21 protein-coding genes are annotated in these 25150 nt (G+C 71.0%); 10 read left to right on the top strand and 11 right to left on the bottom strand.

The annotated features are described in order from the left end of the window. Nucleotides 1-151: 151 nt before the first annotated feature. Nucleotides 152-949: an EamA family transporter gene (locus ACLJPY_RS14790; protein ID WP_410588909.1), complete on the bottom strand. Its 798-nt coding sequence runs from the start codon at nucleotides 947-949 to the stop codon at nucleotides 152-154. Between the two features lie 342 nt (nucleotides 950-1291). Here ACLJPY_RS14790 and ACLJPY_RS14785 point away from each other — a divergent pair, with 342 nt between their 5' ends. Further along, nucleotides 1292-1471, top strand: a complete 180-nt coding sequence (locus ACLJPY_RS14785; protein WP_086862682.1) for a hypothetical protein — start codon at nucleotides 1292-1294, stop codon at nucleotides 1469-1471. 130 nt (nucleotides 1472-1601) lie between these two features. Here the strand turns inward: ACLJPY_RS14785 and ACLJPY_RS14780 are convergent, their stop codons facing one another. The 5 genes from ACLJPY_RS14780 to ACLJPY_RS14760 form a co-directional block, all read right to left on the bottom strand. After that, complete coding sequence (locus tag ACLJPY_RS14780; protein WP_410588907.1) at nucleotides 1602-2783, bottom strand: ROK family protein; 1182 nt, start codon at nucleotides 2781-2783, stop codon at nucleotides 1602-1604. A gap of 11 nt (nucleotides 2784-2794) precedes the next feature. Then, nucleotides 2795-4258, bottom strand: coding sequence for a sugar ABC transporter permease (locus ACLJPY_RS14775; protein WP_410588906.1), 1464 nt, complete (start codon nucleotides 4256-4258; stop codon nucleotides 2795-2797). A 20-nt stretch (nucleotides 4259-4278) separates the two neighbouring features. After that, nucleotides 4279-5052 (bottom strand): ATP-binding cassette domain-containing protein, encoded by a 774-nt coding sequence (locus ACLJPY_RS14770; RefSeq protein WP_043783645.1) that lies wholly within the window; start codon nucleotides 5050-5052, stop codon nucleotides 4279-4281. A gap of 90 nt (nucleotides 5053-5142) precedes the next feature. Continuing rightward, nucleotides 5143-6285 (bottom strand): sugar ABC transporter substrate-binding protein, encoded by a 1143-nt coding sequence (locus ACLJPY_RS14765; RefSeq protein ID WP_410588905.1) that lies wholly within the window; start codon nucleotides 6283-6285, stop codon nucleotides 5143-5145. Nucleotides 6286-6838: 553 nt separating this feature from the next. Next, complete coding sequence (locus ACLJPY_RS14760; protein ID WP_410588904.1) at nucleotides 6839-8575, bottom strand: DEAD/DEAH box helicase; 1737 nt, start codon at nucleotides 8573-8575, stop codon at nucleotides 6839-6841. A gap of 227 nt (nucleotides 8576-8802) precedes the next feature. Here ACLJPY_RS14760 and ACLJPY_RS14755 point away from each other — a divergent pair, with 227 nt between their 5' ends. Together ACLJPY_RS14755 and ACLJPY_RS14750 are read left to right on the top strand one after the other, a co-directional pair. After that, on the top strand, nucleotides 8803-9954 hold the full coding sequence (locus tag ACLJPY_RS14755; RefSeq protein ID WP_410588902.1) for a YihY/virulence factor BrkB family protein: 1152 nt from the start codon (nucleotides 8803-8805) through the stop codon (nucleotides 9952-9954). Nucleotides 9955-10043: 89 nt separating this feature from the next. Beyond that, entirely contained in the window at nucleotides 10044-13184 is a 3141-nt protein-coding gene (locus tag ACLJPY_RS14750) for an efflux RND transporter permease subunit (RefSeq protein ID WP_410588900.1), read from the top strand. Nucleotides 13185-13295: 111 nt separating this feature from the next. Here ACLJPY_RS14750 and ACLJPY_RS14745 read toward each other — a convergent pair whose 3' ends face one another. Both ACLJPY_RS14745 and ACLJPY_RS14740 read right to left on the bottom strand, forming a co-directional pair. Next, the gene (locus ACLJPY_RS14745; RefSeq protein WP_410588899.1) at nucleotides 13296-14132 is read right to left on the bottom strand and encodes a hypothetical protein; all 837 of its coding nucleotides are present in this window, start codon (nucleotides 14130-14132) and stop codon (nucleotides 13296-13298) included. A gap of 167 nt (nucleotides 14133-14299) precedes the next feature. Next, nucleotides 14300-14542 (bottom strand): DUF3039 domain-containing protein, encoded by a 243-nt coding sequence (locus ACLJPY_RS14740; RefSeq protein ID WP_004561020.1) that lies wholly within the window; start codon nucleotides 14540-14542, stop codon nucleotides 14300-14302. 69 nt (nucleotides 14543-14611) lie between these two features. Here ACLJPY_RS14740 and ACLJPY_RS14735 point away from each other — a divergent pair, with 69 nt between their 5' ends. The 3 genes from ACLJPY_RS14735 to ACLJPY_RS14725 are packed head-to-tail and all read left to right on the top strand — an operon-like array spanning nucleotide 14612 to nucleotide 17013. Beyond that, nucleotides 14612-15229, top strand: a complete 618-nt coding sequence (locus ACLJPY_RS14735) for a hypothetical protein (RefSeq protein ID WP_410588898.1) — start codon at nucleotides 14612-14614, stop codon at nucleotides 15227-15229. Between the two features lie 9 nt (nucleotides 15230-15238). After that, a complete protein-coding gene (locus ACLJPY_RS14730) occupies nucleotides 15239-16144 on the top strand; it encodes a pseudouridine-5'-phosphate glycosidase (RefSeq protein WP_410588897.1) in 906 nt (301 codons plus the stop codon). After that, nucleotides 16141-17013: a carbohydrate kinase family protein gene (locus ACLJPY_RS14725; RefSeq protein ID WP_410588895.1), complete on the top strand. Its 873-nt coding sequence runs from the start codon at nucleotides 16141-16143 to the stop codon at nucleotides 17011-17013. The genes ACLJPY_RS14730 and ACLJPY_RS14725 overlap by 4 nt, the downstream gene beginning before the upstream one ends. Nucleotides 17014-17042: 29 nt before the next feature. On the opposite strand, the gene ACLJPY_RS14720 is transcribed toward ACLJPY_RS14725, so the two are convergent. After that, the gene (locus ACLJPY_RS14720; protein ID WP_410588894.1) at nucleotides 17043-17357 is read right to left on the bottom strand and encodes a DUF3099 domain-containing protein; all 315 of its coding nucleotides are present in this window, start codon (nucleotides 17355-17357) and stop codon (nucleotides 17043-17045) included. Nucleotides 17358-17395: 38 nt separating this feature from the next. Then, the gene (locus ACLJPY_RS14715) at nucleotides 17396-18661 is read right to left on the bottom strand and encodes an amidohydrolase (protein WP_410588892.1); all 1266 of its coding nucleotides are present in this window, start codon (nucleotides 18659-18661) and stop codon (nucleotides 17396-17398) included. A gap of 28 nt (nucleotides 18662-18689) precedes the next feature. Here ACLJPY_RS14715 and ACLJPY_RS14710 point away from each other — a divergent pair, with 28 nt between their 5' ends. The 4 genes from ACLJPY_RS14710 (at nucleotide 18690) to ACLJPY_RS14695 (ending at nucleotide 24371) form a co-directional block, all read left to right on the top strand. Beyond that, entirely contained in the window at nucleotides 18690-20192 is a 1503-nt protein-coding gene (locus tag ACLJPY_RS14710) for a methyltransferase (RefSeq protein ID WP_410588890.1), read from the top strand. Further along, nucleotides 20189-20614, top strand: a complete 426-nt coding sequence (gene dtd / locus ACLJPY_RS14705; RefSeq protein ID WP_410588889.1) for a D-aminoacyl-tRNA deacylase — start codon at nucleotides 20189-20191, stop codon at nucleotides 20612-20614. Before ACLJPY_RS14710 ends, dtd begins: the two co-directional genes overlap by 4 nt. Nucleotides 20615-20902: 288 nt before the next feature. Then, the gene (locus ACLJPY_RS14700) at nucleotides 20903-21937 is read left to right on the top strand and encodes a sigma-70 family RNA polymerase sigma factor (RefSeq protein ID WP_410588887.1); all 1035 of its coding nucleotides are present in this window, start codon (nucleotides 20903-20905) and stop codon (nucleotides 21935-21937) included. 775 nt (nucleotides 21938-22712) lie between these two features. Beyond that, the gene (locus ACLJPY_RS14695) at nucleotides 22713-24371 is read left to right on the top strand and encodes a fumarate hydratase (protein WP_410588886.1); all 1659 of its coding nucleotides are present in this window, start codon (nucleotides 22713-22715) and stop codon (nucleotides 24369-24371) included. 59 nt (nucleotides 24372-24430) lie between these two features. Here ACLJPY_RS14695 and ACLJPY_RS14690 read toward each other — a convergent pair whose 3' ends face one another. Next, nucleotides 24431-25108 carry a hypothetical protein gene (locus tag ACLJPY_RS14690; protein WP_410588885.1) on the bottom strand — a complete coding sequence of 226 codons (678 nt, stop codon included), beginning with the start codon at nucleotides 25106-25108 and terminating at the stop codon, nucleotides 24431-24433. Between the last annotated feature and the right edge of the window lie 42 nt (nucleotides 25109-25150).

The following is a 25150-nucleotide window of genomic DNA, read 5'->3' as shown; positions in this document are numbered from 1 at the left end:
GCAGGCAGCGAGAGACCCGAACGGGCGCCTCACGTGCCCGCTCCGGAGCCGAGCCGCTGAAGCGGCGCCAGCGCACCGTCCTGCGGCAGAAAGCGCCCCAGGACGTCCGTGGGCGGCCAACACCCCGCTGGCGCGCCCGAGCCCACGGAACTCACCCAGGCGGCTCCACGACCCCCGCATCCTCCCGCCTCCGCAACGCCACCCCGACCACGACAGCCAGCGTCCCCACGGCCTCCACCACCCCCGGAACCTGCCCCAGCAGCACGAACCCCATGACCCCCGCGGTCACCGGCAGCAACGCCAGCAGGGTCGCGAACCGCGCCTGCCCGACCCGCCGCAGCACCACCTGGTCCAGCGCGTACGGCACCACCGTCGACAGCACCCCGACCCCGGCCCCCAGCAGCAGCAACCGAGGCGAAGACCACATCGGGCCGGTGCCCAGCGCCAGCGGCGACAGCACCACCGTCCCCGCCGCGAAGCCGATCGCCAGGCTGTCGATCCCGTCGCCGTCCGTGGCCACCTTCTTGCCCAGGAGGATGTAGCCCGCCCAGGCCGCCGCTGCGCCCAAGGCGAACACCACGCCCCAGAAGCTGCCCTCGAGGCGGACGTCCGCGATCGCCACCACCCCGGCCGCCACCAGGACCAGCGCCAGCACGTCGCGGACCGTGCGCGAACCCAGGGCCGCCACCACCACCGGGCCGGCGAACTCCACCGCCACCGCCGTGCCCAGGGGCAGCCGGGCGATCGCCTCGTAGAACAGCACGTTCATGCCCGCCGTCACCACGCCGAACACCGCCGCCAGGAGCAGGCGCCTGCCCCGCCACGCCGCGCGGCCCGGGCGGCGCCAGGCCAGCAGGACCACCGCCGCGCCCAGGCAGCGGAGCCAGGCCACCCCCGCGGGGGATGCGTGGCCGAAAAGGTCGACCGCCACCGCCGCTCCGGCGTACATCGAAATTCCGCTGAGAACGAACAAGAGCGGGGCCGGGACCGGGGAAAGCCGTCGTGGGGAAGTCACCGTACTCACCGCTCCATGGTGCCTGACCACGGAAAACGTAACTCTCCGGGTAATCGTCTCCTGGAATGCCGGATGCCGCTACGGCATCCGGGGTAAATCGACGTGACTCAGGTCCCACCGGCGCGGGAACACTTGCGAGCCGCGAAACGTCTGGAAGAGTGGAAGCACGAACACCGCGGAGCCGAAGGCGATCGCCGCCGGCGGCATCACTCCCGAAGTGGGCGTAGCTGGATCGATGGCACCGGGCAACCGGTGCCGGGACGGAGGGAGACCCCCATGACAACGCCGACGCTCACCCGCCCCGAACTGACCGCCGCCGACCGCTGTGACCGGTGCGGAGCAGCAGCTCAGGTACGCGCTGTCCTCTCCGGAGGCGGCGAACTGCTCTTCTGCGGGCACCACGCCCGCGAGCACGAGGCCAAGCTCAAGGAACTGTCCGCCGACATCCAGCGGTAACCACACACGAGCGAAAGGCGGCCGGTGCGCACAGGCACCGGCCGCCTTTCTGCATCTTGCAGAATGCGTGACCGAAATCACGGTTCGGCGGCGAACAGCAGTGATTCCGGACACGGAACCGGACAAGAAATCAGACAGAATCCAGCACGACTTCGAACGCCACTTCCGCGGCGCCGAGCAGCTTCCCGTCGGCCCCCAGCGCGGAGCTGACGATCCGGGTGCCGCCGACCGCCCGGCTCACCAGGCTGCGCCGGCGCACCTCCGCCCCGACGTGCCGCAGCACCGCCTCCGGCAGCACCGTCAGCAGGTCGCCGAGGACCACCAGCTGCGGCCCGAGCAGGTTGACGACGTTGATCAGCCCCAGGGTCAGCCATTCGGCGAACTCCTCGAGCCGCGTCAGCGACTCCTCCGGCTCACGGCCCAGTTCGCGCAGCTCGAACAGGATCGCCCCGCGCGGGGTGTCCTCCGGCAGCCCGAGCGCCCGGCACAGCGCCGCCTCGCCGACCTCGGTCTCCCAGCAGCCGCTGCTGCCGCAGTAGCAGGGCCGCCCGTCCGGCCGGATCACCATGTGCCCGATCTCGCCGACGTAGCCCGAGCCGCCGCGCAGCGCCGAACCCTCGGCGATCACGCCGCCGCCGACGCCGACGTCCGCCGAGATGTACACCACGTCGGACGCCCCGCGGGCCGCTCCGCGCAGGTGCTCGGCGACCGCGCCGAACTCGGCGTCGTTGCCGATCAGCATCGGGATCTGCAGCACGCCGCCGAGCCGCTCGCCCAGCGCCACGTCGGTCCAGCGCAGGTTCGGGGCCTCGTGCACGTGCCCGTCCGCGCGCCGGACGACGCCGGGCACCGACACCCCGGCCGCCACCGGGGTCACGTCGAGGTCGCCGGCCAGGATCGCCGTCGACTCGATGATGTGGGTGATGACCTCTTCGGGCTGGTTCATCCGGCCGCGCAGGTTCCAGCTGTTGCGGCCGAGGATCTGCCCGCCCAGCCCGACCAGCGCGATCGCGACGTGCTCGACCTGCAGGTCGACCGCGAGCACGACCGCCGCGTGGGGCTGGGGCAGGACCAGGAGCGAGGGGCGGCCCGCCCCTCGTCCCGGCCTCGGCACCTTCTCCTCGACGACGCCGGCTTCGGCGAGCCCGTCGACGAGGGTCTTGATCGTGCTCCGGTTGAGCCCCAGCTCGGCGGCCAGGGTCGCCCGGGTGCTCGGCCCGCTGACGTGCAGCAGGCGGAGCAGGGTAGTGCGGTTGTGCCGGCGCACCTCGTCCGGTCGTGCAACGGGCGTGCTGGTCACGGGCTTTATCATTCCATGGTGGTTCAGCGCGCCGACGCAGCCGCGCGGCGCCGGGAGAGCGCGTCGACCGTGGCGGCGAGGAGCAGGACCAGACCGGTGATGATGTTGACCACCGCGGCCGGCTGCTTGAGCAGGCCGAGGCCGTTGATGACGACGGCGATCACGAGCCCGCCGACCACGGCGTCGGACACGCGGCCCTTGCCGCCGAACAGCGACGTGCCGCCGATGACCGCGGCACCCACCGAGAACAGCAGGGTGTTGAGGCCACCGGACTGCGGGCTGACCGAACCGACCTTCGACGCGGCGACGATGCCGCCGATGGCCGCGACCGCCGAGCCGATGACGAACACGCTCGCCCGGATCTTCGGCACGTCGATACCGGCACGGCGGGCGGCTTCCTTGTTGCCGCCGACCGCGTAGACGTACCGGCCGTACTTGGTCCGGTTGAGCACGTAGGTGCCGGCGACCAGCAGGACCAGCATGATCGGGATGACGTACGGGACGCCTTCGATCGTGACGACCGCCTTGTTCGGCGAGCGGTTGATCGTCAGCAGCCAGGTGCCCAGCGCCGACAGCACGACGAGCGCGCCGACCTTGAGCATCACCAGCGCCGTCGGCTGGACGACCAGGCCGCGCTGCAGGCGCTTGAAGTGGCTGACCAGCGTGATGACGGCGAACCCGCCGGCGGCGATGAGGAAGAAGAGCCAGCTGCCCAGGATGTTCAGGTTGCCGTTGGCGATCTTGTACAGGACGTCGGAGTTGCTGATGCCGATCGTGCCGCCCTCACCGATGAACTGCAGCAGGACGCCCTGCCACACGATGAACAGCGCCAGCGTCACGACGAAGGACGGCATGCCGATCTTCGACACGAGGAAGCCGGTGATGCAGCCGATGGCGGTGCCGACGCAGATGGCCAGCAGGATCTCGAGCCAGGCGTTGGCGGGCACGCCGATCGCGACGATCAGCAAGCCGATCAGCGAAAGCGCGGCGCCGGCCCAGATCCGCTGGTAGGCCGACAGCAGCAGGGCCACGGCCAGCACCCCGATGAACGTGATGAACACGCCGGTGCCCAGGGAGCCCAGCAGGTTCCCCGCGTTGACGTAGTGCAGGGCCATCACGGACGCGGCGACACCGGAGGCCACACCGGCGGCGAGGTCGATCTCGCCGAGCAGCAGCACGAAGACGATGCCCATCGCGATGATGATGACGCCGGCACCCTGCGGGAACACGTTGGCGATGTTGGCCAGCGTGAAGAAGTTGTCCGACAGCGCGCTGAACAGGATGACCAGCACGAGCAGGCCGAACAGCGACGGCAGCGCGCCGAGTTCACCGGCCCGCAGGCGGGCGAAGTAGTCACGGACCGCTTCGCCGGGTGACATCGATGTCGTGTCGATGCCGAAGTCGGAGATCGCCCCGGTGGGGGCCTGGGTCTGCGCGAGCGCGTCGGCGGGGGTGCCGACCTCGTGCTTGGCAGGGGTTTCAGTCATTTCCGGTTCTTTCTTCCCGCTCACAGGACCACGGCTTCGGGCCGGGCCAGGCCGAGGTCACCGGAGCGACCCGCGGTGATCAGCTCCACGACCTGGCCGTGGGTGACGTCCTTCGTGTGCACCTCGGCGACGAGCCGGCCGAGGTAGAGCACCGCGATGCGGTCGGCGACCTCGAACACGTCGGCCATGTTGTGGCTGATCAGCACGACCCCGAGGCCCTGCTCGGCGAGCCGGCGGACCAGGTCGAGCACCTGCCGGGTCTGGGCGACACCCAGCGCGGCGGTCGGTTCGTCCAGCACGACGACCTTGCTGTTCCACAGCACCGACTTCGCGATGGCGACGGTCTGCCGCTGGCCACCGGACAGCGAGGAGACCGGCGTGCGGACCGACTTGACGGTCCGGACCGACAGGGAGGCCAGCGTCTCGCGGGCGGCCTTCTCCATGCTGGCTTCGTCGAGCTTCCACGAACTGCCGCGCTCGCGGCCGAGGAACATGTTCTGCACGATGTCGAGGTTGTCGGCGAGCGCGAGGTCCTGGTAGACGACCTCGATGCCGAGTTCGGCCGCGTCCTTCGGGCCGCGGATGTGGGCGTCCTCGCCGTTGAACCGCACGGCCCCCGAGTCGTACGGGTGGATGCCGGCGATGCACTTGACGAGCGTCGACTTGCCGGCACCGTTGTCGCCGACCAGCGCGGTCACTTCGCCCGCACGCACGTCGAAGTCCACGTCGTGGAGGACGTGGACCGGGCCGAAGCTCTTGTTCAGGCCCTTGATCTCGAGAATGGGCTCACTCATGGATGGGCTTTCTCCTGGGTGGGGACCGGGCCGGGACGCGCCGTCGGGGTGCGCGTCCCGGCCCGGCTGTTCATGGGGTGGTGCGGGGGCTCAGGAGATACCGAGCGAGGTGCACTTGGCGGCGAGGTCGCCACCGCAGATCTCGGTCGCCTTCACGTAGCCCTGGGTCACGACGGTCTTGATGTCCTTCGCCAGGATCGTCGTCGGGGTCAGCAGCACGGACTTGATGTCGCGGTTGTTCTTCGGGTCGTGCAGCTTGCCCGTGGCGATCGCGTCGGCCGCGGCCTTGTCGCCCTTGGCCAGCGCGGCGGCCAGCTTCGCCGTCGCCTCGGCCTCTTCCTTGATCGGCTTGAACACGGTCATGTACTGGTCGCCGCGCATGACCGCCTTGAGGCCGTCGGCGGTGGCGTCCTGGCCGGTGACCGGGATCTTGCCGTTGAGGCCGTTCTTCTTCAGGATCGTGATGACCGCACCGGCCAGGCCGTCGTTCGCCGCGACGACGCCGTCGACCTTGCCGCCGTTGGCGGTGAAGATCTGCTCGAACGTCGTGCCGCCGAGCTGGTTGTCCCAGTCGTTGATCGGCTGCTTCTGGATCCGCTTCAGCGTGCCCGCCGAGAACAGCGGCTCCAGGACGGAGTCCTGGCCCTTGGTGAACAGGGTGGCGTTGTTGTCGGTCGGGGCGCCCTCGATCTGGACGACACCCGCGCCGGCCTTGTCCTTCAGCGCGTCGGCCATGGCCTGGCCCTGCAGCTGGCCGACCTTCTCGTTGTCGAACGAGACGTAGTACTCGGCGGACCCGCCGAGGCTCGGGCGGTCGTAGTCGATGACTGGGATGCCCGCGGCCTTCGCCTTGTTCTCGACGGCGGCACCGACGGCCGGGTCGGACGGGGCGATGATCAGGGCCTTGACGCCGGAGCTGATGAAGCCGTCGGCCAGGCTGCTGAACTTCTGGCTGTCGCCCTGGGCGTTCTGGACGTCGGCCTCGAAGCCCTGCGCCGCGAGGGCGGCCTGCAGCATCGGCTTGTCGAAGGCTTCCCAGCGGGCCGAGCTGGCGGTCTCCGGCAGGATGACGCCGACCTTGCCGCCGGCGCCACCACCGGCGGCGGCCGGGGCGGACGAGGAGGCGGAGTTGCTCCCCGTGCCCCCGCTGTTCGAACTGTTGGCACCGCAAGCGGTCAGCACCAGGCCGGTGCTCACCGTGGCGGCGAGGAGGGTAAGGGTTCTGCTGCGCATCCTCGTTCCTTCCGGATCCAAGCATTGGTGACGAGCGGCCGTCAGCGTGTGCGTCGGGCCAAGCGAGACGGCGATCCGGGGAGGCCCGGCGCACCGTCGCGCATATGTTGTGGGCGACAACATATGCCGCTGAGCGGCTGCGGGGAAGATAGCTGGATCGATTAAATGACACCAATTGGACACGGTTCGGCAACACGGGCTGCCCATCGCCCGGAAAGAGTAGATCCGCTGACGATGTGATCGCCAGCACTCACGGTAAGTTACATCCAGGTTTCATCAAGGCGTGATATTGCGCCGGTGGTGTGCACCGAGCGCAACCCGTGGCGAAGCCACGCTCCCGAGCCGTGATTGGTCGCCGACTTGCGGGATCCGGCGCCCGTCGTGCCCGCAAGGCCACCACGCGGGGGACGGACGGGCAGTTCGCCGGTGACAGCGTGATACAGAGCGTCACAAGCTCGGCCGTGCGACGACGACCGCTTCCGGGAACGGACGGTGACCGGGGAACTTCAGCCTCCCGGGCGACAAGCGGCGTCGCCCGGGAAGCGGCGCCGCCTCACCAGGACCGCAGCGTGACGATCCGTTCCTCGAGCTGCTCGACGGTCGCCATCGCGGTCACCGGGCCGCCGCAGACCCGCCGCAGCTCGTTGTGGATCGCGCCGTGCGGCTTCTTCGTCCGGTGGTGGTACATCCCCACCAGCGCGTTCAGCTCCTTGCGCAACGCGTTGAGCCGCTCGCTGACCGACTGCGGCCGGGCCGTCGGCGGGGGCGCTTCCTCCTTGGCCGGCTTGCGGCGCTTCTCGTCCGCGATCTGCTCTTCCTGCCGCTTGCGCAGCAGGGCGCGGACCTGGTCCGGCTCCAGCAGGCCGGGCAGCCCCAGGTACTCCTGCTCCTCGTCGGACCCCGAGAACACCGCCGTGCCGAACGAGTTGCCGTCGTAGATCACCTGGTCGAGCTCGGCCGAGGCGCCCAGCGACGTGAACGCCTTCTCTTCCTCGCCCGGCTCGTCCTCGGTGCGGTTGGCCTGGGCCAGGAGCTCGTCCTCCCAGCCCTCCTTCTCGCGGTGCGGCTTGCCGAGGACGTGGTCGCGCTGGGCCTCCAGCTCGCTGGCCAGCTCCAGCAGCACCGGCACCGACGGCAGGAACACGCTCGCCGTCTCGCCCTTCTTACGCGCCCGCACGTACCGGCCGATCGCCTGGGCGAAGAACAGCGGGGTCGACGCGCTCGTCGCGTACACGCCGACCGCCAGGCGCGGGACGTCGACGCCTTCGGAGACCATCCGGACCGCGACGATCCAGCGCTCGTTCGTCTCCGAGAACTTCTTGATCCGGCCCGACGCCTTCGGGTCGTCCGAGAGCACCAGCGTCGGCATCTCGCCGGAGATGCGCTCCAGGATCTTCGCGTACGCCCGCGCCGACTCCTGGTCGGTCGCGATCACCAGGCCGCCGGCGTCCGGCACGCTCTGGCGGACCTGCGACAACCGCGTGTCGGCGGCCTGCAGCACCGCGGGGATCCACTCGCCCGCCGGGTCCAGCGCCGTGCGCCACGCCCGGGCGTTCTGCTCCGCCGTGAGCGGCTCGCCGAGCCGGGCGGTGAACTCCTCGCCCGCGCTCGTGCGCCAGGACGCCTCGCCCGAGTACGCGAGGAAGACGACCGGCCGGACCACGCCGTCGGCCAGCGCGTCCGCGTAGCCGTACGCGTGGTCGGCCTTGCTGCGCTGGAAGCCGCCCGCGTCCGGCTCGTAGGTGACGAACGGGATGGCCGAGTCGTCGGACCGGAACGGCGTCCCGGTCAGCGACAGGCGCCGGACGGCCGGGGTGAACGCCTCGCGGATCGCGTCACCCCAGCTCTTCGCGTCGCCGCCGTGGTGGATCTCGTCGAGGATGACCAGCGTCTTGCGGTTCTCCGTGCGCACCCGGTGCAGCGTCGGGTGCGCCGCGACCTGCGCGTACGTCAGCGCGACACCGTTGTAGTCCGACGAAGTGACGCCGGTGGTGTTGCGGAAGTTCGAGTCGATGGCGATGCCGGCCGCCGCGGCCGAGGCCGCCCACTGGTGCTTGAGGTGCTCGGTCGGCGTGACGATGGTGACCGCTTCGATCGTGCGGTCGCTGAGCAGCTCCGCGGCGATCCGCAGGCCGAACACCGTCTTGCCGGCACCGGGTGTCGCCACCGCGAGGAAGTCCTTCGGCTTCCGCGTCAGGTACTTCGTGAGCGCCCGCCGCTGCCACGCCCGCAGCGGGCGCGCGGTCGAGTCCTTCTCCGCGGGAGGCGCCCCGAGCTGCGTCTCCGTCATCGCCGGTCCTCCCCCTCGCTCAAGTGCTTTGACGTGCGAAAACCCTCACTGTGGTACCGACTTCTGCTGCGTTGGGCCGGTCGGCGACTGCGGTGAGGGCACTGGAGCGAGTCTACCGGCCGGGTCCGGCGGTTCCGGGCACCGGCACGGGTGATGTCCCCCGACACGCCCGGCCGCAGGGGGTGTGACGAGCCAAATCAGCACGGATGGACCATGCTGGACACGTCATGGGTGAGGTGCAGCCGTCCGCAGCGACGAAGGTGGCCCGCAAGGGGCCGTGGCGGCTCGTCACGCGCACGTTCGCCAAGGCCTGGGAGGGCAACATCTTCTCCGAGGCCGCCGAGGCGGCCTTCTGGCAGACGCTGTCGCTGCCGCCGCTGCTGCTCGGGCTGCTGGGCAGCCTGGGCTTCGTCGGCGAGTGGTTCGGCCAAGGGGTCGTCGGTGCGGTCCACGACCGCATCATCGGGTTCTGCCGGACGGTGTTCAGCCAGAACGCCGTCCATGACATCATCGAACCGACGGTGAACAGCATCCTCACCGTCGGCAAGGGCGAGATCGTCTCGGTCGGCTTCCTCATCTCGCTGTGGGCGGGTTCGTCGGCGATGTCGTCGTTCGTGGACGCGATCACCGTCGCGCACGACCAGTACGGCGTCCGCAACGACGTCTGGCAGCGGATCTTCGCGCTGCTGCTCTACCTGTGCGGCCTGGTGATCCTGGTGGTCGGGCTGCCGCTGCTGGCGATCGGCCCCGACCTGCTGCCGGAGTTCTTCCCGCTCGCCTGGCGTCCGACCGTGACGTCGTGGGTGAGCGCGCTGTACTTCCCGGCCCTCGGCGCGATGATCACCCTCGCGCTGACCACGCTGTACAAGCTCGCGCTGCCGCGGAAGCTGCCGTGGCACCGCGGGCTGCCCGGCGCGGTGCTCGCCATGGTCGTGTTCCTGCTGTCCTCGGTCGGCCTGCGCGTCTACCTGAACTGGATCACCAAGACCGGCTACACCTACGGCGCGCTGGCCGCGCCGATCGCGTTCCTGCTGCTGATGTTCTTCATCGGGCTGGCCGTGGTGGGCGGCGCGTACTTCAACAGCGCGATCCAGGAGCTGTGGCCGGCCAAGGCGACCCGGCGGCAGCGGCGCAGGTGGCGGCGGCTGGAGATGGAACGCGCCTCCGAACGGCTGCGCTCGGAGGAGGGCCGCAAGCTGTGGGAGCGCTCGACCACGCCGCTGCGGCGCCCGCGCGCCGAAGACGCCTCGCCTGACGGCGAAGCACCCGAGCCGTCCGAAGAGGACCGGTCGTCACCGAGCGCGCCCGAGCCGGCACCCAGTGCTGCTCAGGGTCGCGGGTCCACCGGAGGGACGACCCGGAATCCACCCGGAGACTGAGTCGCTCCTCAGGTCGGACGTGGCACGCTTCCCCCGTCACTGACGCAGGCGTCGGTCGCCGCGTCGTTCCCGAGGGGGTTTTCGAAGTCATGTCCGTGCTGGCCAGACTGAGCCTGCGCAACCGGAGCCTGATCGGCCTGCTCGCGCTGGTCGTCGTCGGCTTCGGCGCCTTCGCGCTGCCGCAGCTCAAACAGCAGCTCTTCCCGTCCCTGCAGTTCCCGCAGGCCCAGATCGTGACCGCGTACCCCGGCGCTTCGCCGGACGCGGTCGACCGGCAGGTCTCCGAGCCCCTCGAAGGCGGCCTCCAGGGGCTGAAGGGCCTGGAGCAGATCACTTCGACGTCGTCGGACGGCGTGTCGCGGGTCGTCGCGCAGTTCGAGTTCGGCACCGACATCGACGCCGCCGTCTCGCAGATCCAGCAGGTGGTGAACCAGGTCCGGCCCCGGCTGCCGCAGAACAACGAGCCCGCCGTGTCCGCGGGCAGCACCGACGACCTGCCGGTCGTGCTGGTCGCCGCGGGCACCGCCGGGGACCCGCAGACCCTCGCGCCCGCGCTGACCGACCAGGTCGCGCCGGAGCTGCGGAAGATCGAAGGCGTCCGCACGGTCACCGTCACCGGTGTGCAGACACCGCGCGTCACGATCACCCTCGACTACGCGAAGCTCGCCGCCGCCGGGGTCGACCCGGCGTCGGTCGGCACCACGCTGCAGACGGCGGGGGCCGCCGTGCCGGCCGGGACGCTGACCGAGGACGGCAAGACGCTGTCGGTCCAGGTCGGCGGCGGACAGACCACTGTGGACACGCTGCGCAACCTGTACCTGACGCCGGGTGCTTCGGCGGCGCGCCCGGGCACTCCGGCGCGCGGTCCGGTGAAGCTCGGCGACGTCGCCGACGTCCAGGCCGGGTTCGCGCCGCCGACGTCGATCACGCGCACGAACGGCAAGCCCAGCCTCGGCCTCTCGATCACCATGGTGGACAACGGGAACGCCGTCGCGATCTCCCAGGCGGTCCGGGACAAGCTGCCGGACCTGGCGAAGAAGACCGGCGCCGAGATGAGCGTCGTGTTCGACCAGGGCACGCCGGTCAAGGACGCGATCAGCGGCCTGACCACCGAAGGCCTGCTGGGGCTGGCCTTCGCCGTCGTCGTCATCCTGTTGTTCCTGCTGTCGGTGCGCTCGACGCTGGTGACCGCGGTGTCGATCCCGCTGTCGGTGGTCGTCGCGCTGCTGGCGCTGTGGACCGGCGACCTGTCGCTCAACCTGCTCACCCTCGGCGCGCTGACCATCGCGATCGGCCGGGTGGTCGACGACTCGATCGTGGTGCTGGAGAACATCAAACGACACCTGGCCTACGGCGAGGAGAAGCAGCGGGCGGTGCTCGACGGCGTCCGCGAGGTGGCCGGCGCGGTGACGTCGTCCACGCTGACGACGGTCGCGGTGTTCCTGCCGATCGCGTTCGTCGGCGGGTTCGTCGGCGAGCTGTTCTCGCCCTTCGCGATCACCGTGACGGTCGCGCTGCTGGCGTCGCTGCTCGTGTCGCTGACCGTGGTTCCCGTGCTGGCGTACTGGTTCCTGAAGCAGCCGGCGGTCCCGGCGGACGCCGTCGAAGCCGAGCGGGCGCGTGAAGCCGCCGTCGAGAAGGAGCGCCGCAGCGTCCTGCAGCGCGCGTACCTGCCGGTGATCCGGTTCGCGACCCGGCGGCGGCTGACCGTCGTGCTGCTGGCGCTGCTGATCTTCGCCGGCACGGTCGGGCTCGCGACGCGGCTGAACACGAACTTCCTCGACCAGTCCGGCGGCACCACGCTGAACATGACGCAGAAGCTGCCCGCGGGCACCAGCGTCGACGCCAAGGAGAAGGCGGCCACGGCGGTCGAGCAGGCCCTGTCCGCCGAGCCCGCGGTGCAGACCTACCAGGTCAGCATCGGCGGTGGCGGCACGTTCGGCTTCGGCGGCGGCACCAACACGAGCATCTCGGTCACCGTCGCCAAGGGCACCGACCTCGACGCGCTGTCGGACCGGTTGCGCGCGAAGCTGACGTCCCGGCCCGAGCTGGGCGAGGTCAAGATCGGCGCGGACGCGTCCGGCTTCAACTCCGACCAGGTCTCGGTGACGGTGACCGCGCCGTCGGAGGCCACGCTCAAGCCCGCGTCCGACCAGGTCGTGGAGGCGCTGCGCGGGGTGTCCGGGCTGACCGAGGTGTCGAGCGACCTGAGCGTCGGCTCGCCGCGGGTGCAGGTCGAGGTGGACGACGCCGCGGCCGCCGCGCACGGGCTGTCGGCGAGCACCATCGGGCAGATCGCCAACCAGGCGATCGCCGGGCGCACGGTGACGCAGCTGCCGGTCGACGGGCAGCGCACGGACATCGTGCTGCGCGCCGGCACCGCTCCGGTGACGGTGGACCAGGTTCGCGGGCTGCCGATCCCGGGCCCCGGCGGCGTCGTCCGGCTCGACGAGGTGGCCAAGGTGTCCACTGTGGACGGCCCGGCGTCGGTGCACCGCACCGGCGGCGACCTGAGCACCACGGTGACGGCGAAGAACACCGGCGACAACCTGAGCAAGACGACCGCGGACATCAAGTCCAAATTGGACGGTCTGACGTTCACCGGCGGGGCGGCGTACTCGCTGGGCGGGGTGAGCCAGGACCAGCAGGAGGCGTTCTCGAACCTGTTCCTGGCGCTGCTCGCGGCCATCGCGATCGTGTTCCTGATCATGGTGGCGACGTTCCGGAGCCTGATCCAGCCGCTGATCCTGCTCGTGTCGATCCCGTTCGCGGCGACCGGGGCGATCGGGCTGCTGCTGGCCACCGGCACCGCGCTCGGCCTGCCGGCGCTGATCGGGATGCTGATGCTGGTCGGCATCGTCGTGACGAACGCGATCGTGCTGATCGACCTGATCAACCAGTACCGCGCGGAGGGGATGAGCGTCGCCGACGCTGTCACCGAAGGCGGCCGGCGCCGGCTGCGCCCGATCCTGATGACCGCGGCGGCGACGATCTTCGCCCTGGTCCCGATGGCACTGGGCATCACCGGCCAGGGCGGGTTCATCGGCCAGCCGCTGGCGATCGTGGTGATCGGCGGCCTGGTCAGCTCGACGCTGCTGACCCTGGTCCTGGTCCCGACCCTCTACACGATGGTCGAGACCCGCAAGGAACGCCGCCGCGCCCGCCGCGACGCCCGCCGAACCCCATCCCAGGCCCCCGAATCGGAGTCCCTGAACCCGGAACTCGCGTGAGCCAAGCCGGAACTCGCGTGATCTGAGCCGGATGTCGCGTGATTGGGGCCGTAACTCACCAGTTACGGCCCCGATCACGTGAGTTACGGCTTCAATCACGCGAGTTACGGGTTACTGGCGGAAGCGGTAGGTCTTGCTGTCCCAGAGGATGCAGATGCTCGGGGCCATGACCACCACGCGGAGGGTGTTGTCGCGCTCGTCGAAGTCGATGCCTTCGACCTCGAACGAACCCGAGCAGCCGCTGCGGAGCGGGAGCTGGCCCAGTGAGGTGACGTGGGCGGTGACGTCCGCGCCGGAAAGCGGGCCGGCCAGGTCGACCTGGAGCAGGGGTTTCGTCGTGCCGAAGAGGCTGCCGTCCGGGTCGTCCGACGCGCAGAGCAGGCGGGTCGCGGTCTGGAAGTCGCAGCCCTGGACGTCGCGGACCGGGTGGTCGAGCCGGATCGCCGCCGCGTACGGCAGGTTCTGGGCCGGGTCCTTGGCCACCACGCCGGGCATCGGGTGCACCAGGAGCCGGTCCATGGTGCCCCACTCCCCCGCCACCAGCCAGCGCGCGTCGGGCGACACCGCGGCGAAGGAGTTGTTGTTCGCCTCCCACGACTCGAGGTTGTGCTTGTAGTTCGCCCACGAGCCGTCCGGGGCCTGGACGCGGAAGAGCTTCGCGCCGCGGTCGTCACGCTGGTAGGGCTCGACGTACCAGCCCTGCGCCGAGCCGGGGTCGCCGACGTGGTTCCAGCCCTGGGCGTTCAGATCGGCCGGGATCGTGCCGACCCCGGTGTAGCGGATCGTCGTGCCCGACGGACGCACGATCGTCGCGAGGCCCTGGCTTTCGTCGAGGGCACGGGCGTTGTCGGAGCCGACCTCCGTCCAGCCCGTGACGGCCTGGGCCAGCGCGGGTGAGACGACGGCGAGCAGGGCGGCGAGGGTGAGCACGATCCCGGTTCTGCGCATGTGCGACTCCGGTGGGTGAGAGTGACCTGGCCCGCTGGATTTACCAGGCCGCCCGCACCGGGCACACCCGCCGAATGAAGGTTTTTCACATTTGTTCGGCGACTTGTCTCATTCCGGACAGCTCAAAATCCCGGCGGGGACGCCCCCGCCGGGGTTCCGGGCCCGGGTCACTTGCCGGGGCGGAGACTGTCGTAGATCTCCTTGCAGGCCGGGCAGACCGGCGACCCGGGCTTCGGCGACTTCGTCACCGGGAAGACCTCGCCGCACAGCGCCACCACGTGAGTACCCATGACCGCGCTCTCGGCGATCTTGTTCTTCTTCACGTAGTGGAACATCTTCGGCGAGTCGTCGTCGGTGGTGTCCGTGCCCTCGGGCGTGGTTTCCGGCTTCGTCAGCGTCTCGGTGCTCACCCGTCCATTGTGCCCGAGCCCCGCCGGACCGCCCACGATCGGCCCCTGGCGCCTGGCAGGATCCGGGAGGTGCGGTGGGACGAAGCGATCACGACGCTGGGCGGCGCGCCCGGCGCCCGGCCACGGCTCGAAGCGCGGTACGGCGAGCCGCACCGCCGCTACCACACGCTGGACCACGCGGCCGCCGTCGTCCGTGACTCCGCGTGGCTGGCCGGGCCCCTCGATGTGACCGAGCGTGCCGTGCTCGCCGTGGCGGCGTGGGCGCACGACGTCGTCTACGACGCGAAGCCCGGCGAAGACGAGCGCGCCAGCGCCGCCTGGGCTCGGGAAGCACTGGCCGGGGTGGCCGAAGCGCAGGTCGAGCGGGTCGAAGGCCTGGTCCTCGCCACCATCACGCACGACGCCCCGCCGGACGATCTCCTCGCCACCGCCCTCCTCGACGCCGACCTCGCCATCCTCGGAGCACCCGTAGAGCATTACGCCGCGTACGCCCGCGGAGTGCGCGAGGAGTACGCGAAGTACTCCGACGACGTCTGGCGCGAAGGCCGCATCGCGGTCCTGGAAGGCATGCTCGCGCGCGAGCTCTACCGCAGCGAAACCGCGCGGACACGCTGGGCGAGCACCGCCGCGCGGAACCTGACCACCGAGCTGACCCACTGGCGCGGCGAGCGGGGCGATCACCGATGATGGTCCCTCGTGACCACCCCACTCAACCTGCACGAAGAGGTCGCCTCGGCGCTGCGTGACGGGCACCCCGTCGTCGCGCTGGAGAGCACCATCCTGTCCCACGGCCTGCCGCCGGGCCGCAACCTCGACGTCGCGCGCCGCCTCGAAGGCGTCGTCCGCGACGGCGGGGCCGTCCCGGCCACGATCGCGGTGCTCGACGGGCGGGTCGTCGTCGGCCTCTCCCCCGCCGAGCTCGAGCGCGTCTGCGCGCCGGACGCCGGCCTGGACAAGCTCTCGCTGCGCGACCTCGGCCCGGCCGTGGGCCTCGGCCGCTCGGGCGCGACGACCGTGGCGAGCACGTCGGCGCTGGCCGCCGCGGCGGGGATCGGCGTGTTCGCCACCGGCGGGCTCGGCGGCGTGCACGTTGGCGCGGCGCAGTCGTGGGACGTCTCCGCCGACCTCGGCGTGCTGGCGAAGGTGCCGACCGTGGTCGTCTGCTCCGGCGTGAAGTCGGTGCTCGACATCCCGGCCACCCTCGAGGTCCTGGAGACGAATTCGGTGCCGGTGCTGGGGTACCGCACCGACGACTTCCCGGCGTTCTACCTGCGCTCGTCGGGGCACGGGGTGGGCTGGCGGGTCGACGACCCGAAGCAGGCCGCCGCCGTCATCGACGCGCACCGGGCCTACGCGAATTCCGGCGTCCTGCTGGCGAATCCGATTCCGGAAGCGTCCGAAATGGACAAGGAGCTGCACGACCGGCTGCTCGCCGAGGGCCTCGCGCTCGTCGAAGCGCAGGGCGTGCACGGCGCCGACGTCACGCCGGTGCTGCTGGAGCACTTCCACACCGCGAGCGGCGGCGTGAGCATCGACGCGAACGAGGCACTGGTGCTCAACAACGCCAAGCTGGCCACCGAAGTCGCGGTGGCACTCTCGTGAGCGGGATCGTGGTGGTCGGCGACGCGGCCCTGGACGTGATCGCCCGGCACGACAAGCCGTTGCCGCACGGCGGGGACGCGCGCGCGAAGATCCGGTTCACCGGCGGCGGCGCGGGCGCCAACACGGCGCTGTGGCTCCGGCACCTCGGCGCCGAGACCACCCTGGTCGCGCGGATCGGCGACGACCCCGGCGGCCGGCTCATCCGGGCCGAGCTGGAGGCGGCGGGCGTGCGCTGTGCGTTCGCCGTCGACCCCGAAGCGCCGACGTGCTGCGTCGTCGTCATGGTCGACGGCTCCGGGCAGCGCAGCATGCTGGCCGACCGCGGCGCGAACCAGCGCTTCGCGCCCGAAGACGTCACGCCCGAGGCACTGGAAGGGGCGAGCCACCTGCACCTGTCGGGGTATGTGCTGCTGGACCCGCCGTCGCGCGCGGCCGGGCTCGCCGCACTGGCCGTGGCGAAAGAGGCGGGGCTGACGACGTCGGTCGACCCGCAGGCGGCCGCGCACATCACCGACCCGGCCGCGTTCCTGGCCGACGTCCGGGGCGTCGACCTGCTGATGCCGAACACCGAAGAGCTGGTCGCGCTGACCGGTTCCGCGGACCCGGCGTCGGCGAAGGAGCTGCTCGGCACGGTCGGCGCGGTGGTCGTCACCGCCGGGCTCGACGGCGCCAGCTGGGTCGACGCGGACGGCGTCACCAGCGTGCCCGCGGTCGAGGCCGACTGCATCGACTCGACCGGCGCGGGCGACGCCTTCGACGCGGGGGTGCTCACCGGCTGGCTGGCCGGGGAGTCCACTGTGGACATCCTGCGGCACGGAACCCGCCTGGGCGCCCTCGCCGTCGGGAAGGTCGGCCCCCAGCCGGTCTGAAGGGCACTTTCACGTGAAAGTGCCCTTGGTCAGCCGTCGATGACGCGGTGGCTGGTGCCTTCGATCGCCTTCGCCTCGTGCACGTACCGCGAGACCTGCTCGGTCTTGCGGGGCGGGCGGTCGTTGGCGATCAGCACCGCCACCCACGGCAGCGGCACCGAGATCGCCAGGAAGGTCAGCGCCAGCCACCACACGTGGTAGGTCAGCCCGGCCGCGATCAGGCACGGGATGCGGCAGCACATCATGATGACGTACTTGCGCTTGCGCGCGGCGAACTGCTCTTCGTACGACGGGGCCGCCCCGGTGATCAGCACCGGGTCCGAGTCGTTGGCGGGCATGGTCACTGCACCACCTCCGCTGTCCATCGTCCCACTTGCGGGGTTCATCCGACACCGGGGTGACGCATCTTGCTCAACGCCGCCACGACGAGGGTTTCGATACCCGTGCGCAGGGTCGGGTGCAGCACCGGGGCGAACCGCGGCGAGTGGTTGGACGGGATGTCCCGCTCGAACCGGCCCTCGGTCATCGCCGTGATCACCGTCTGCGGGTCGTAGCCACCGACCAGCCAGAACACCGACGGCACGCCGGCCGCGCGGCCGAACTCGCTGAAGTCCTCACTGCCGGTGACCAGCGGCGCCGGCAGCACGATGTCGGCGCCGAAGCGGGCGCGGAAGGCCTCGGTGAGGACTTCGTTGGCGGCTTCGTCGTTCTCGGTGATCGGGTAGGCGCCGGACCGCTCGATGTCCGGCGGCTTCGGCGCGCCGGCCGTGGCGGCCTCGCCGTGGACGATCCGCTCGACCGCGGCCAGCACCCGCTCGCGCACGGCCTGGTCGAAGGACCGGACGTTGACCTCGAGCACGGCGTCGTCGGCGATCACGTTGGCCGCGGTGCCCACGTGCAGGGACCCGACGGTGACCACGGCCGAGTCCGTGGCGGCGATCTCCCGCGAGACGATCGTCTGCAGCTTGAGCACCACGGACGCGGCCAGCACGGCCGGGTCGACAGTGGTCTCCGGGCGCGAGCCGTGGCCGCCGCGGCCGTGCAGGGTGACGCGCAGCGTGTCGGTGGCGGCCATGATCACGCCGGGGCGGGTGAGCACCCAGCCGGCCGGGCCCGGCACCAGGTGCTGGCCGAACACGACGTCGGGCTTCCCGGCGATGTCGAACAGGCCGTCGCGGACCATGGCCGACGCGCCGCCCGCGCTCTCCTCCCCGGGCTGGAACACCACCAGCAGCGTGCCCGACCAGCTCTCGCGGCCCTTCGCCAGCAGCGCGGCGGCGCCGGACAGCCAGGTGGCGTGCATGTCGTGGCCGCAGGCGTGCATGACCGGGACGTCGTGGCCGTGCTCGTCGGTGCCGCGGGCGGTGCTGGCGTAGGACAGCCCGGTCTTCTCCTCGACCGGCAGCGCGTCGATGTCGGCCCGCAGCAGCACCGTGGGTCCCTCGCCGTTGCGCAGCACGCCCAGCACGCCGGTGCCGGCGATGCCGGTGTGCACCTCGTAGCCGTCGGCCTCCAGGCGCCGGGCCAGCTCGGCCGCCGTCCGGGTCTCGGCGAAGGACAGCTCCGGGTGCCGGTGGAGGTCGATGTACAGCGCTTCGAGCTCGGGCAGCGCCGCGTCGAGCGGGGCGAGGACGCGTTCAAGGGTCACGGGGGCCATCGTGGCAGCATTACCCACCGTGAGCACGCGAAGCGCATTGCCCGACCTGTCCGACGACGTCTGCGCGCGGCTGCGCGAGGCCTTCCGGCGCACCGCCTACGACGCCGACGGCGTGGTGGCGGCCCTCGGCGGGGCCGCGCACGCGGCGCTGGGCCGCGGTGAGCCGGTGCCGGCCGAGCGCGCGAGCCGGGACGCCGGCGACCTCGGCACGCTGATCCGGCTGTTCCTGCTGGGCGACACCGAGCCGGAGACCGCGGTCAAGGCCGCCCTCGCGCCGCTGTCCCCGGAAGACGCCGTGGCCGCGGGCGTGCTGGCCCCGGCGGACGGCGGCTACCGGGCCGCGCTCGACATCCGGCCGCACGGCGACGAAGAGGGCTCCTGGTGGGTCGTGTCCGACCTCGACGCCGACCTGCTGGGCCACACCGTGCCCGAGGACCACGTGCTCGGGGTCGGCCACGCGTCGCTGTCGCTGATCCGGGCGACCGGCCGCCGCCCGGTCGGCACCCTGCTCGACCTGGGCACCGGCAACGGCGTGCAGGCGCTGCACGCGACCCGGCACGCCCAGCGGGTCACCGCCACCGACGTCTCCGCGCGAGCCCTGGCCCTGGCCGCGGCGACCTTCCGGCTGAACGAGCTGGACGTCGAGCTCGTCCGCGGGGAGTGGTTCGCGCCGGTCGCGCGGCGGAAGTTCGACCAGGTCGTCTGTAACCCGCCGTTCGTGGTCGGCCCGGCGCGGGTCGACTACACCTACCGCGACTCCGGGCTGGCCGGCGACGACGCGAGCGCGCTGGTCGTGCGGCAGCTGCCGGGCTTCCTCACCGACGGCGGCACCGGCCACCTGCTGGCCTCCTGGCTGCACACCTCCCGCGAGGACTGGGCCGACCGGGTGAGCCGCTGGCTGCCCGCGGAGACCGACGCCTGGTTCGTGCAGCGGGACGTCGCCGATCCGGCGCTCTACGTCGGCACGTGGCTGCGGGACGCGGGCCTCGACCCGCGATCGCCCGAAGGCCGGGCCAAGGCGGCGGCGTGGCTGGACTGGTTCGCCGCGAACGACGTCCGGGGCATCGGCTTCGGGTTCGTCACACTGCGGCGGGCGGCCGGGCGAACCCCGACGGTGGTGTGCGAGGACCTGCGGCAGGCCTACGACGACCCGCTGGGCCCGGAGGCGGCCGGCTGGCTGGACCGCGTGGAATGGCTACGCGAATCGGGTGATTCATTACTCGATGTCCGCTTTGTGGTGCCCGACACGGTGCTGCTCGAAAGCGTCGAAGAACCGGGCGACGAAGGCTGGGCGACGACCGTCCGGCGCCTGCACCGCACCGACGGGCCCGGCTGGCAGCACGAGGTCGACGAGCTGGCCACCCGGCTGCTGGCCGGCTGCCGCGGCGCGCTGCCGCTGGAGGACCTGATCGAGCTCCTCGCGGCCGCACAAGGGCTGTCTTCCGAGGAGCTGGCGGCCGCCGCACTGCCCGTGGTCCGGGAACTCGTGCGGCACGGGATGCTCGTCCCGGCGGACCGGTGAGGGCGGTCGCGGCCCGCGTGACGCGGGCGGACGTGACGGTCGACGGCGAGGTCGTCGGCGCGATCGACGAGCCGGGTTTGCTTGTGCTGCTGGGTATCCACGTCGACGACGATCCGGCGAAGGCCGCGACGATGGCGCGCAAACTGCACGAACTGCGGGTGCTGCGCGACGAGGAATCATGCGCCACGGCGAATGCGCCACTGCTCGTGGTGAGCCAGTTCACGCTCTACGGCGACACGAAAAAAGGGCGTCGGCCGTCGTGGACGCAGGCGGCCCGGCCGGAGGTCGCCGAGCCGTTGGTGGACGCCGTCGTGGCCGAGCTGCGCGGCCGCGGGGCCACCGTGGCGACCGGGCGGTTCGGGGCGATGATGGCGGTGTCGAGCGTGAACGACGGTCCGTTCACGGTTTTGGTGGAGGTCTAGACCACTCGCCTCCGGTTCATTTCCTGACCGGATTCACATGGAATTCTCAGGTATCCCCGTCACGGAACGTTCTCAGCAAAAGCTCAGCATTGGTCGAGCAACCGGATCGCTCCGGCAGCCGTATTCTCCTGTGACGAGCCGGGAACGTTTTGGGAACCCGGAGCGTTGTGCCAGATGTCCAGCCAAGCCGGCCGGACCGGCGAACCGGGATCCACAGGCCCCGGTCCGCGGGTACGCACCCGGTGGACGACCGCAGCAGCACGTTCAGCCCGTGACCGGGGAGGCAGAATGTCAGTCCAGACTCTCGAACGCGAGTCGCGCGGGATTCGCGAGCGCATCCCGGCTCAGACGACCGAGGAGCCGACGACGCTGGGCGTGGGGACGCTCACCGACGCCGACCTCGACGCCCAGAGCCCCGCCGCCGACCTCGTCCGCGTCTACCTCAACGGCATCGGCAAGACCGCCCTGCTGTCCGCGGCCGACGAGGTCGAGCTGGCCAAGCGCATCGAAGCCGGCGTCTTCGCCCAGCACATGCTGGACACGGCCGAGGACCTCACGGCGAAGCGGCGCACCGAGCTGGCCGCCCTGGTCCGGGACGGCCACGTGGCGAAGAACCACCTGCTGGAGGCGAACCTCCGCCTGGTGGTCTCGCTGGCCAAGCGCTACACCGGCCGGGGGATGCCGCTGCTCGACCTGATCCAGGAGGGGAACCTGGGTCTGATCCGCGCGGTGGAGAAGTTCGACTACTCCAAGGGGTTCAAGTTCTCGACGTACGCCACGTGGTGGATCCGGCAGGCGATCACCCGCGGCATGGCCGACCAGGGCCGCACGATCCGGCTGCCGGTCCACCTGGTGGAACAGGTGAACAAGCTGGCCCGCATCAAGCGCGACCTGCACCAGCAGCTCGGCCGCGACGCGACGCACGAGGAGCTGGCGGCCGAGTCGGGCATCCCGGCGCACAAGATCTCGGACCTGCTCGACCACTCGCGTGACCCGGTAAGCCTGGACATGCCGGTCGGCACCGAGGAGGACGCCCCGCTGGGCGACTTCATCGAGGACTCCGAGGCGACCGACGCCGAGAGCGCCGTGATTTCGGGCCTCCTGCAGGACGACCTGCGCCGCGTCCTGGCGACGCTGGACGACCGCGAGCAGCACGTGATCCGCCTGCGCTACGGCCTCGACGACGGCCAGCCGCGCACGCTCGACCAGATCGGCAAGCACTTCGGGCTGTCCCGCGAGCGCGTCCGCCAGATCGAGCGCGAGGTCATGTCGAAGCTGCGCCAGGGCGAGCGGGCGGACCGCCTCCGCGCGTACGCGAGCTGATCGGTTCTTCGGAGGGGCGGGTGCGCTTGCGCACCCGCCCCTTTTGCGCGTTGGCGACCGCCTGACCAGGCGTTCGGCAGAACCGGAGAATTTTCCACGAAAACCGGGTTTCATGATCACCGGCGTTGGGTAGCAAACCTCAGCCAGCACCCGTTCGGCGGCGTTGACTTATGACCTGCGTCACGACAGCCTCGTTTGAAGGCGCCCCACCAGTGCCGGCGCAGGCCTCGCAACCGGGTGTGCACGCATCCGGGAGCTTTCCCCGGGAGGTCGGGTCCGTCGGGGTGGACCCGGCCTCCCGACCAGCTCCCCCCCATCGCACACCCTCCGCCTCCCGCACCCGCAGGGTCGGCTGGCGTACCCAGACAGCCAGCTTGCGTACCCGGAGGGTCGGCGTGCGTACCTGGAGGGTCGGATCACGTACCCAGACGGTCGGGCCGCGTACCTGGAGGGTCGGGCTGCGTATCCAGGGGGTCGGGTTGCGGAGCTGGACGGTCGACGCGTACCTGCACCCACCCAGACCTCCCCGCCCACCCCGATCTGAAGCCGAAAACACGGACGGTGGTGCCGGGTCAAGGCAAGCTTTCCCGCCTTGACGCGGCACCACCGTCCGTAGTCACAATCGGGCGGGCTTCGGGGTGGCGGGTTTTTTCACCCAGCCCCCTTACGAAGCCGAACAGCGTGGGGTGGCCCACAGTGACCGGATGCCTCTTCGGCGTGCCCTCCCCCGCCGCATAAGGTGGACCGATCCCGGAGCTGGCAAAGGAGCCTGGCAGTGCCGTCCACCACGTTTCAGCACACCGAAGTCCTCCCGCTGGGCAAGGACACCACCACCGAATACCGGCTGGTCACCGCCGAAGGCGTCGAAACCGTCGAAGCCACCGGGCGGAAGTTCCTGAAGATCGACCCGGCAGCACTGACCACCCTCGCCCGCACCGCCATCACCGACATCCAGCACCTGTTGCGCACATCACACCTGCAGCAGCTGCGTGCCATCGTCGACGACCCCGAAGCGAGCGGCAACGACCGGTTCGTCGCCATGGACCTGCTGCGCAACGCCGCCATCTCCGCTGGGGGCGTCCTCCCCATGTGCCAGGACACCGGGACCGCGATCGTCATCGGCAAGCGCGGCGAAGGCGTGCTCACCGGCGGTGACGACGAGCGCGCGCTTTCGCAAGGCATCTTCGACGCCTACCAGCAGCTGAACCTGCGGTACTCGCAGATGGCGCCGGTGAACTTCTGGGACGAGCGCAACACCGGGACCAACCTGCCCGCGCAGGTCGAGCTCTACCACAAGGACGGCCAAGGCGACCCGGCCTACGAGTTCCTCTTCATGGCCAAGGGCGGCGGCAGCGCCAACAAGACGTTCCTCTACCAGGAAACCAAGGCCGTCCTGAACCCGAAGCGGCTCGCCCGGTTCCTCGACGAAAAGCTGCGCAGCCTCGGTACCGCGGCCTGCCCGCCGTACCACCTCGCGATCGTCGTCGGCGGGATGTCCGCGGAGTTCAACCTCAAGGTCGCGAAGCTCGCCTCCGCGCGCTACCTCGACACCCTGCCGCAGGAGGGCTCCGAGCTCGGGCACGCCTTCCGCGACCCGGACCTCGAGCAGCAGGTCCTGGAGATGACCCGCCAGTTCGGCATCGGCGCGCAGTTCGGCGGCAAGTACTTCTGCCACGACGTCCGCGTCATCCGGCTGCCGCGCCACGGCGCCAGCTGCCCGGTCGGCATCGCCGTCTCCTGCTCCGCCGACCGTCAGGCCAAGGCCAAGATCACCGCCGACGGCGTCTTCATCGAGCAGCTCGAGCGCGACCCGGCCCGCTTCCTGCCCGACGTCACCGAGGAAGACCTCTCCGACGACGTCGTCGCCGTCGACCTGAACCGGCCGATGGCCGAGATCCGTGCCCAGCTCTCGCAGCTGCCGGTCAAGACGCGGCTTTCGCTCACCGGGCCGCTGGTCGTCGCGCGGGACATCGCGCACGCCAAGATCGCCGAGCGCCTCGACGCCGGCGAAGAAATGCCGGCCTACCTGAAGGACCACCCCGTCTACTACGCGGGCCCGGCGAAGACGCCCGAGGGCTACGCGTCCGGCTCCTTCGGCCCCACCACGGCCGGGCGGATGGACTCCTACGTCGAGCAGTTCCAGGCCGCGGGCGGCTCGCTCGTCATGCTGGCCAAGGGGAACCGCTCGAAGCAGGTGACGAACGCCTGCCAGGCGCACGGCGGCTTCTATCTCGGCTCGATCGGCGGCCCGGCCGCCCGGCTCGCGCAGGACTGCATCAAGCAGGTCGACGTCCTCGAGTACGCCGAGCTCGGCATGGAAGCCGTCTGGAAGATCGAGGTCGAGGACTTCCCGGCGTTCATCGTCATCGACGACAAGGGCAACGACTTCTTCGCCAGCACCGGCGACCCGGTGCTGCAGATCAGCTTCCGTTAGCGGACGAGGAAAGGGGGGACACCGGCCCGCCGCCGGTGTCCCCCTCCTCTTTCCCGCCCTCAGCCGACGCGCTCGATCCGCGCGTGCCGGATGAGGAACTTCCCGGGTTCCCGGACCTGCTCGAAGGCCGCGTTGTTCAGCAGCGTGCAGCTGCCCGACACCGACGTCACCGTGACCGTGGTGGACTTCGAGTTGTCCAGGTTGGTCACCTTCAGCTTCGTCCCCGCCGGGAACTGGTTGCTCGACGCCGCCGGCGCGCCGCCTTCGCCGGAGAGCGTCACGGTCGAACCCGGGCAGACGACCTGGCCCACCGCACCGCCGGCGGCCGCGTCCGGCTTCTTCTGCTGCCCGGGCGCCTGGGCCTGGCCCGGCGCGTTACCGGAATTCCCCGGTGCCTTCGCGGCGTTCCCGGGCGCGGCCTGGCCGTTGTTCGCCACGACGTTCGCCGTGCAGCCCGCCACTTGCCGCCGCTGCTGGATCAGGTCCACCACCGCCTGCCGGTTGGCGATCCGGGCGGCCGACTGCGCGTCCGGGTTCGCCTGCTGTCCGGCGATGAAGTTCAAGTTGTTCTGCAGGGCGGTGTCGAGGCCGCCGCAGTTCTCCTTGGGCGCTTCGGCCGCGTTGCCCGCGGGACTGCTCAGCGCGATGGCGGTCGCGGTGACACCGGCGACGCCCAGCAACGCGGCCAATCCGACGGTCGCCTGCTTGCGGTGCCTGCCACTGCTCAACCGGGGCATGGGGCCCCTCCTCTCTGATCGCCACCTCACCCGGGGACACGG

It is taken from the genome of Amycolatopsis sp. lyj-23, assembly GCF_046549135.1.
Lineage (GTDB): Bacteria > Actinomycetota > Actinomycetes > Mycobacteriales > Pseudonocardiaceae > Amycolatopsis.
This window is presented reverse-complemented; position numbering and strand designations above follow the sequence as displayed.

Bases quoted from the DNA above. Each gene is read 5' to 3' on its own strand.
- ACLJPY_RS14790 (WP_410588909.1), bottom strand. From the start codon at position 949: ATGTACGCCGGAGCGGCGGTGGCGGTCGACCTTTTCGGCCACGCATCC.
- ACLJPY_RS14785 (WP_086862682.1), top strand. From the start codon at position 1,292: ATGACAACGCCGACGCTCACCCGCCCCGAACTGACCGCCGCCGACCGC.
- ACLJPY_RS14780 (WP_410588907.1), bottom strand. From the start codon at position 2,783: ATGATAAAGCCCGTGACCAGCACGCCCGTTGCACGACCGGACGAGGTG.
- ACLJPY_RS14775 (WP_410588906.1), bottom strand. From the start codon at position 4,258: ATGACTGAAACCCCTGCCAAGCACGAGGTCGGCACCCCCGCCGACGCG.
- ACLJPY_RS14770 (WP_043783645.1), bottom strand. From the start codon at position 5,052: ATGAGTGAGCCCATTCTCGAGATCAAGGGCCTGAACAAGAGCTTCGGC.
- ACLJPY_RS14765 (WP_410588905.1), bottom strand. From the start codon at position 6,285: ATGCGCAGCAGAACCCTTACCCTCCTCGCCGCCACGGTGAGCACCGGC.
- ACLJPY_RS14760 (WP_410588904.1), bottom strand. From the start codon at position 8,575: ATGACGGAGACGCAGCTCGGGGCGCCTCCCGCGGAGAAGGACTCGACC.
- ACLJPY_RS14755 (WP_410588902.1), top strand. From the start codon at position 8,803: ATGGGTGAGGTGCAGCCGTCCGCAGCGACGAAGGTGGCCCGCAAGGGG.
- ACLJPY_RS14750 (WP_410588900.1), top strand. From the start codon at position 10,044: ATGTCCGTGCTGGCCAGACTGAGCCTGCGCAACCGGAGCCTGATCGGC.
- ACLJPY_RS14745 (WP_410588899.1), bottom strand. From the start codon at position 14,132: ATGCGCAGAACCGGGATCGTGCTCACCCTCGCCGCCCTGCTCGCCGTC.
- ACLJPY_RS14700 (WP_410588887.1), top strand. From the start codon at position 20,903: ATGTCAGTCCAGACTCTCGAACGCGAGTCGCGCGGGATTCGCGAGCGC.
- ACLJPY_RS14690 (WP_410588885.1), bottom strand. From the start codon at position 25,108: ATGCCCCGGTTGAGCAGTGGCAGGCACCGCAAGCAGGCGACCGTCGGA.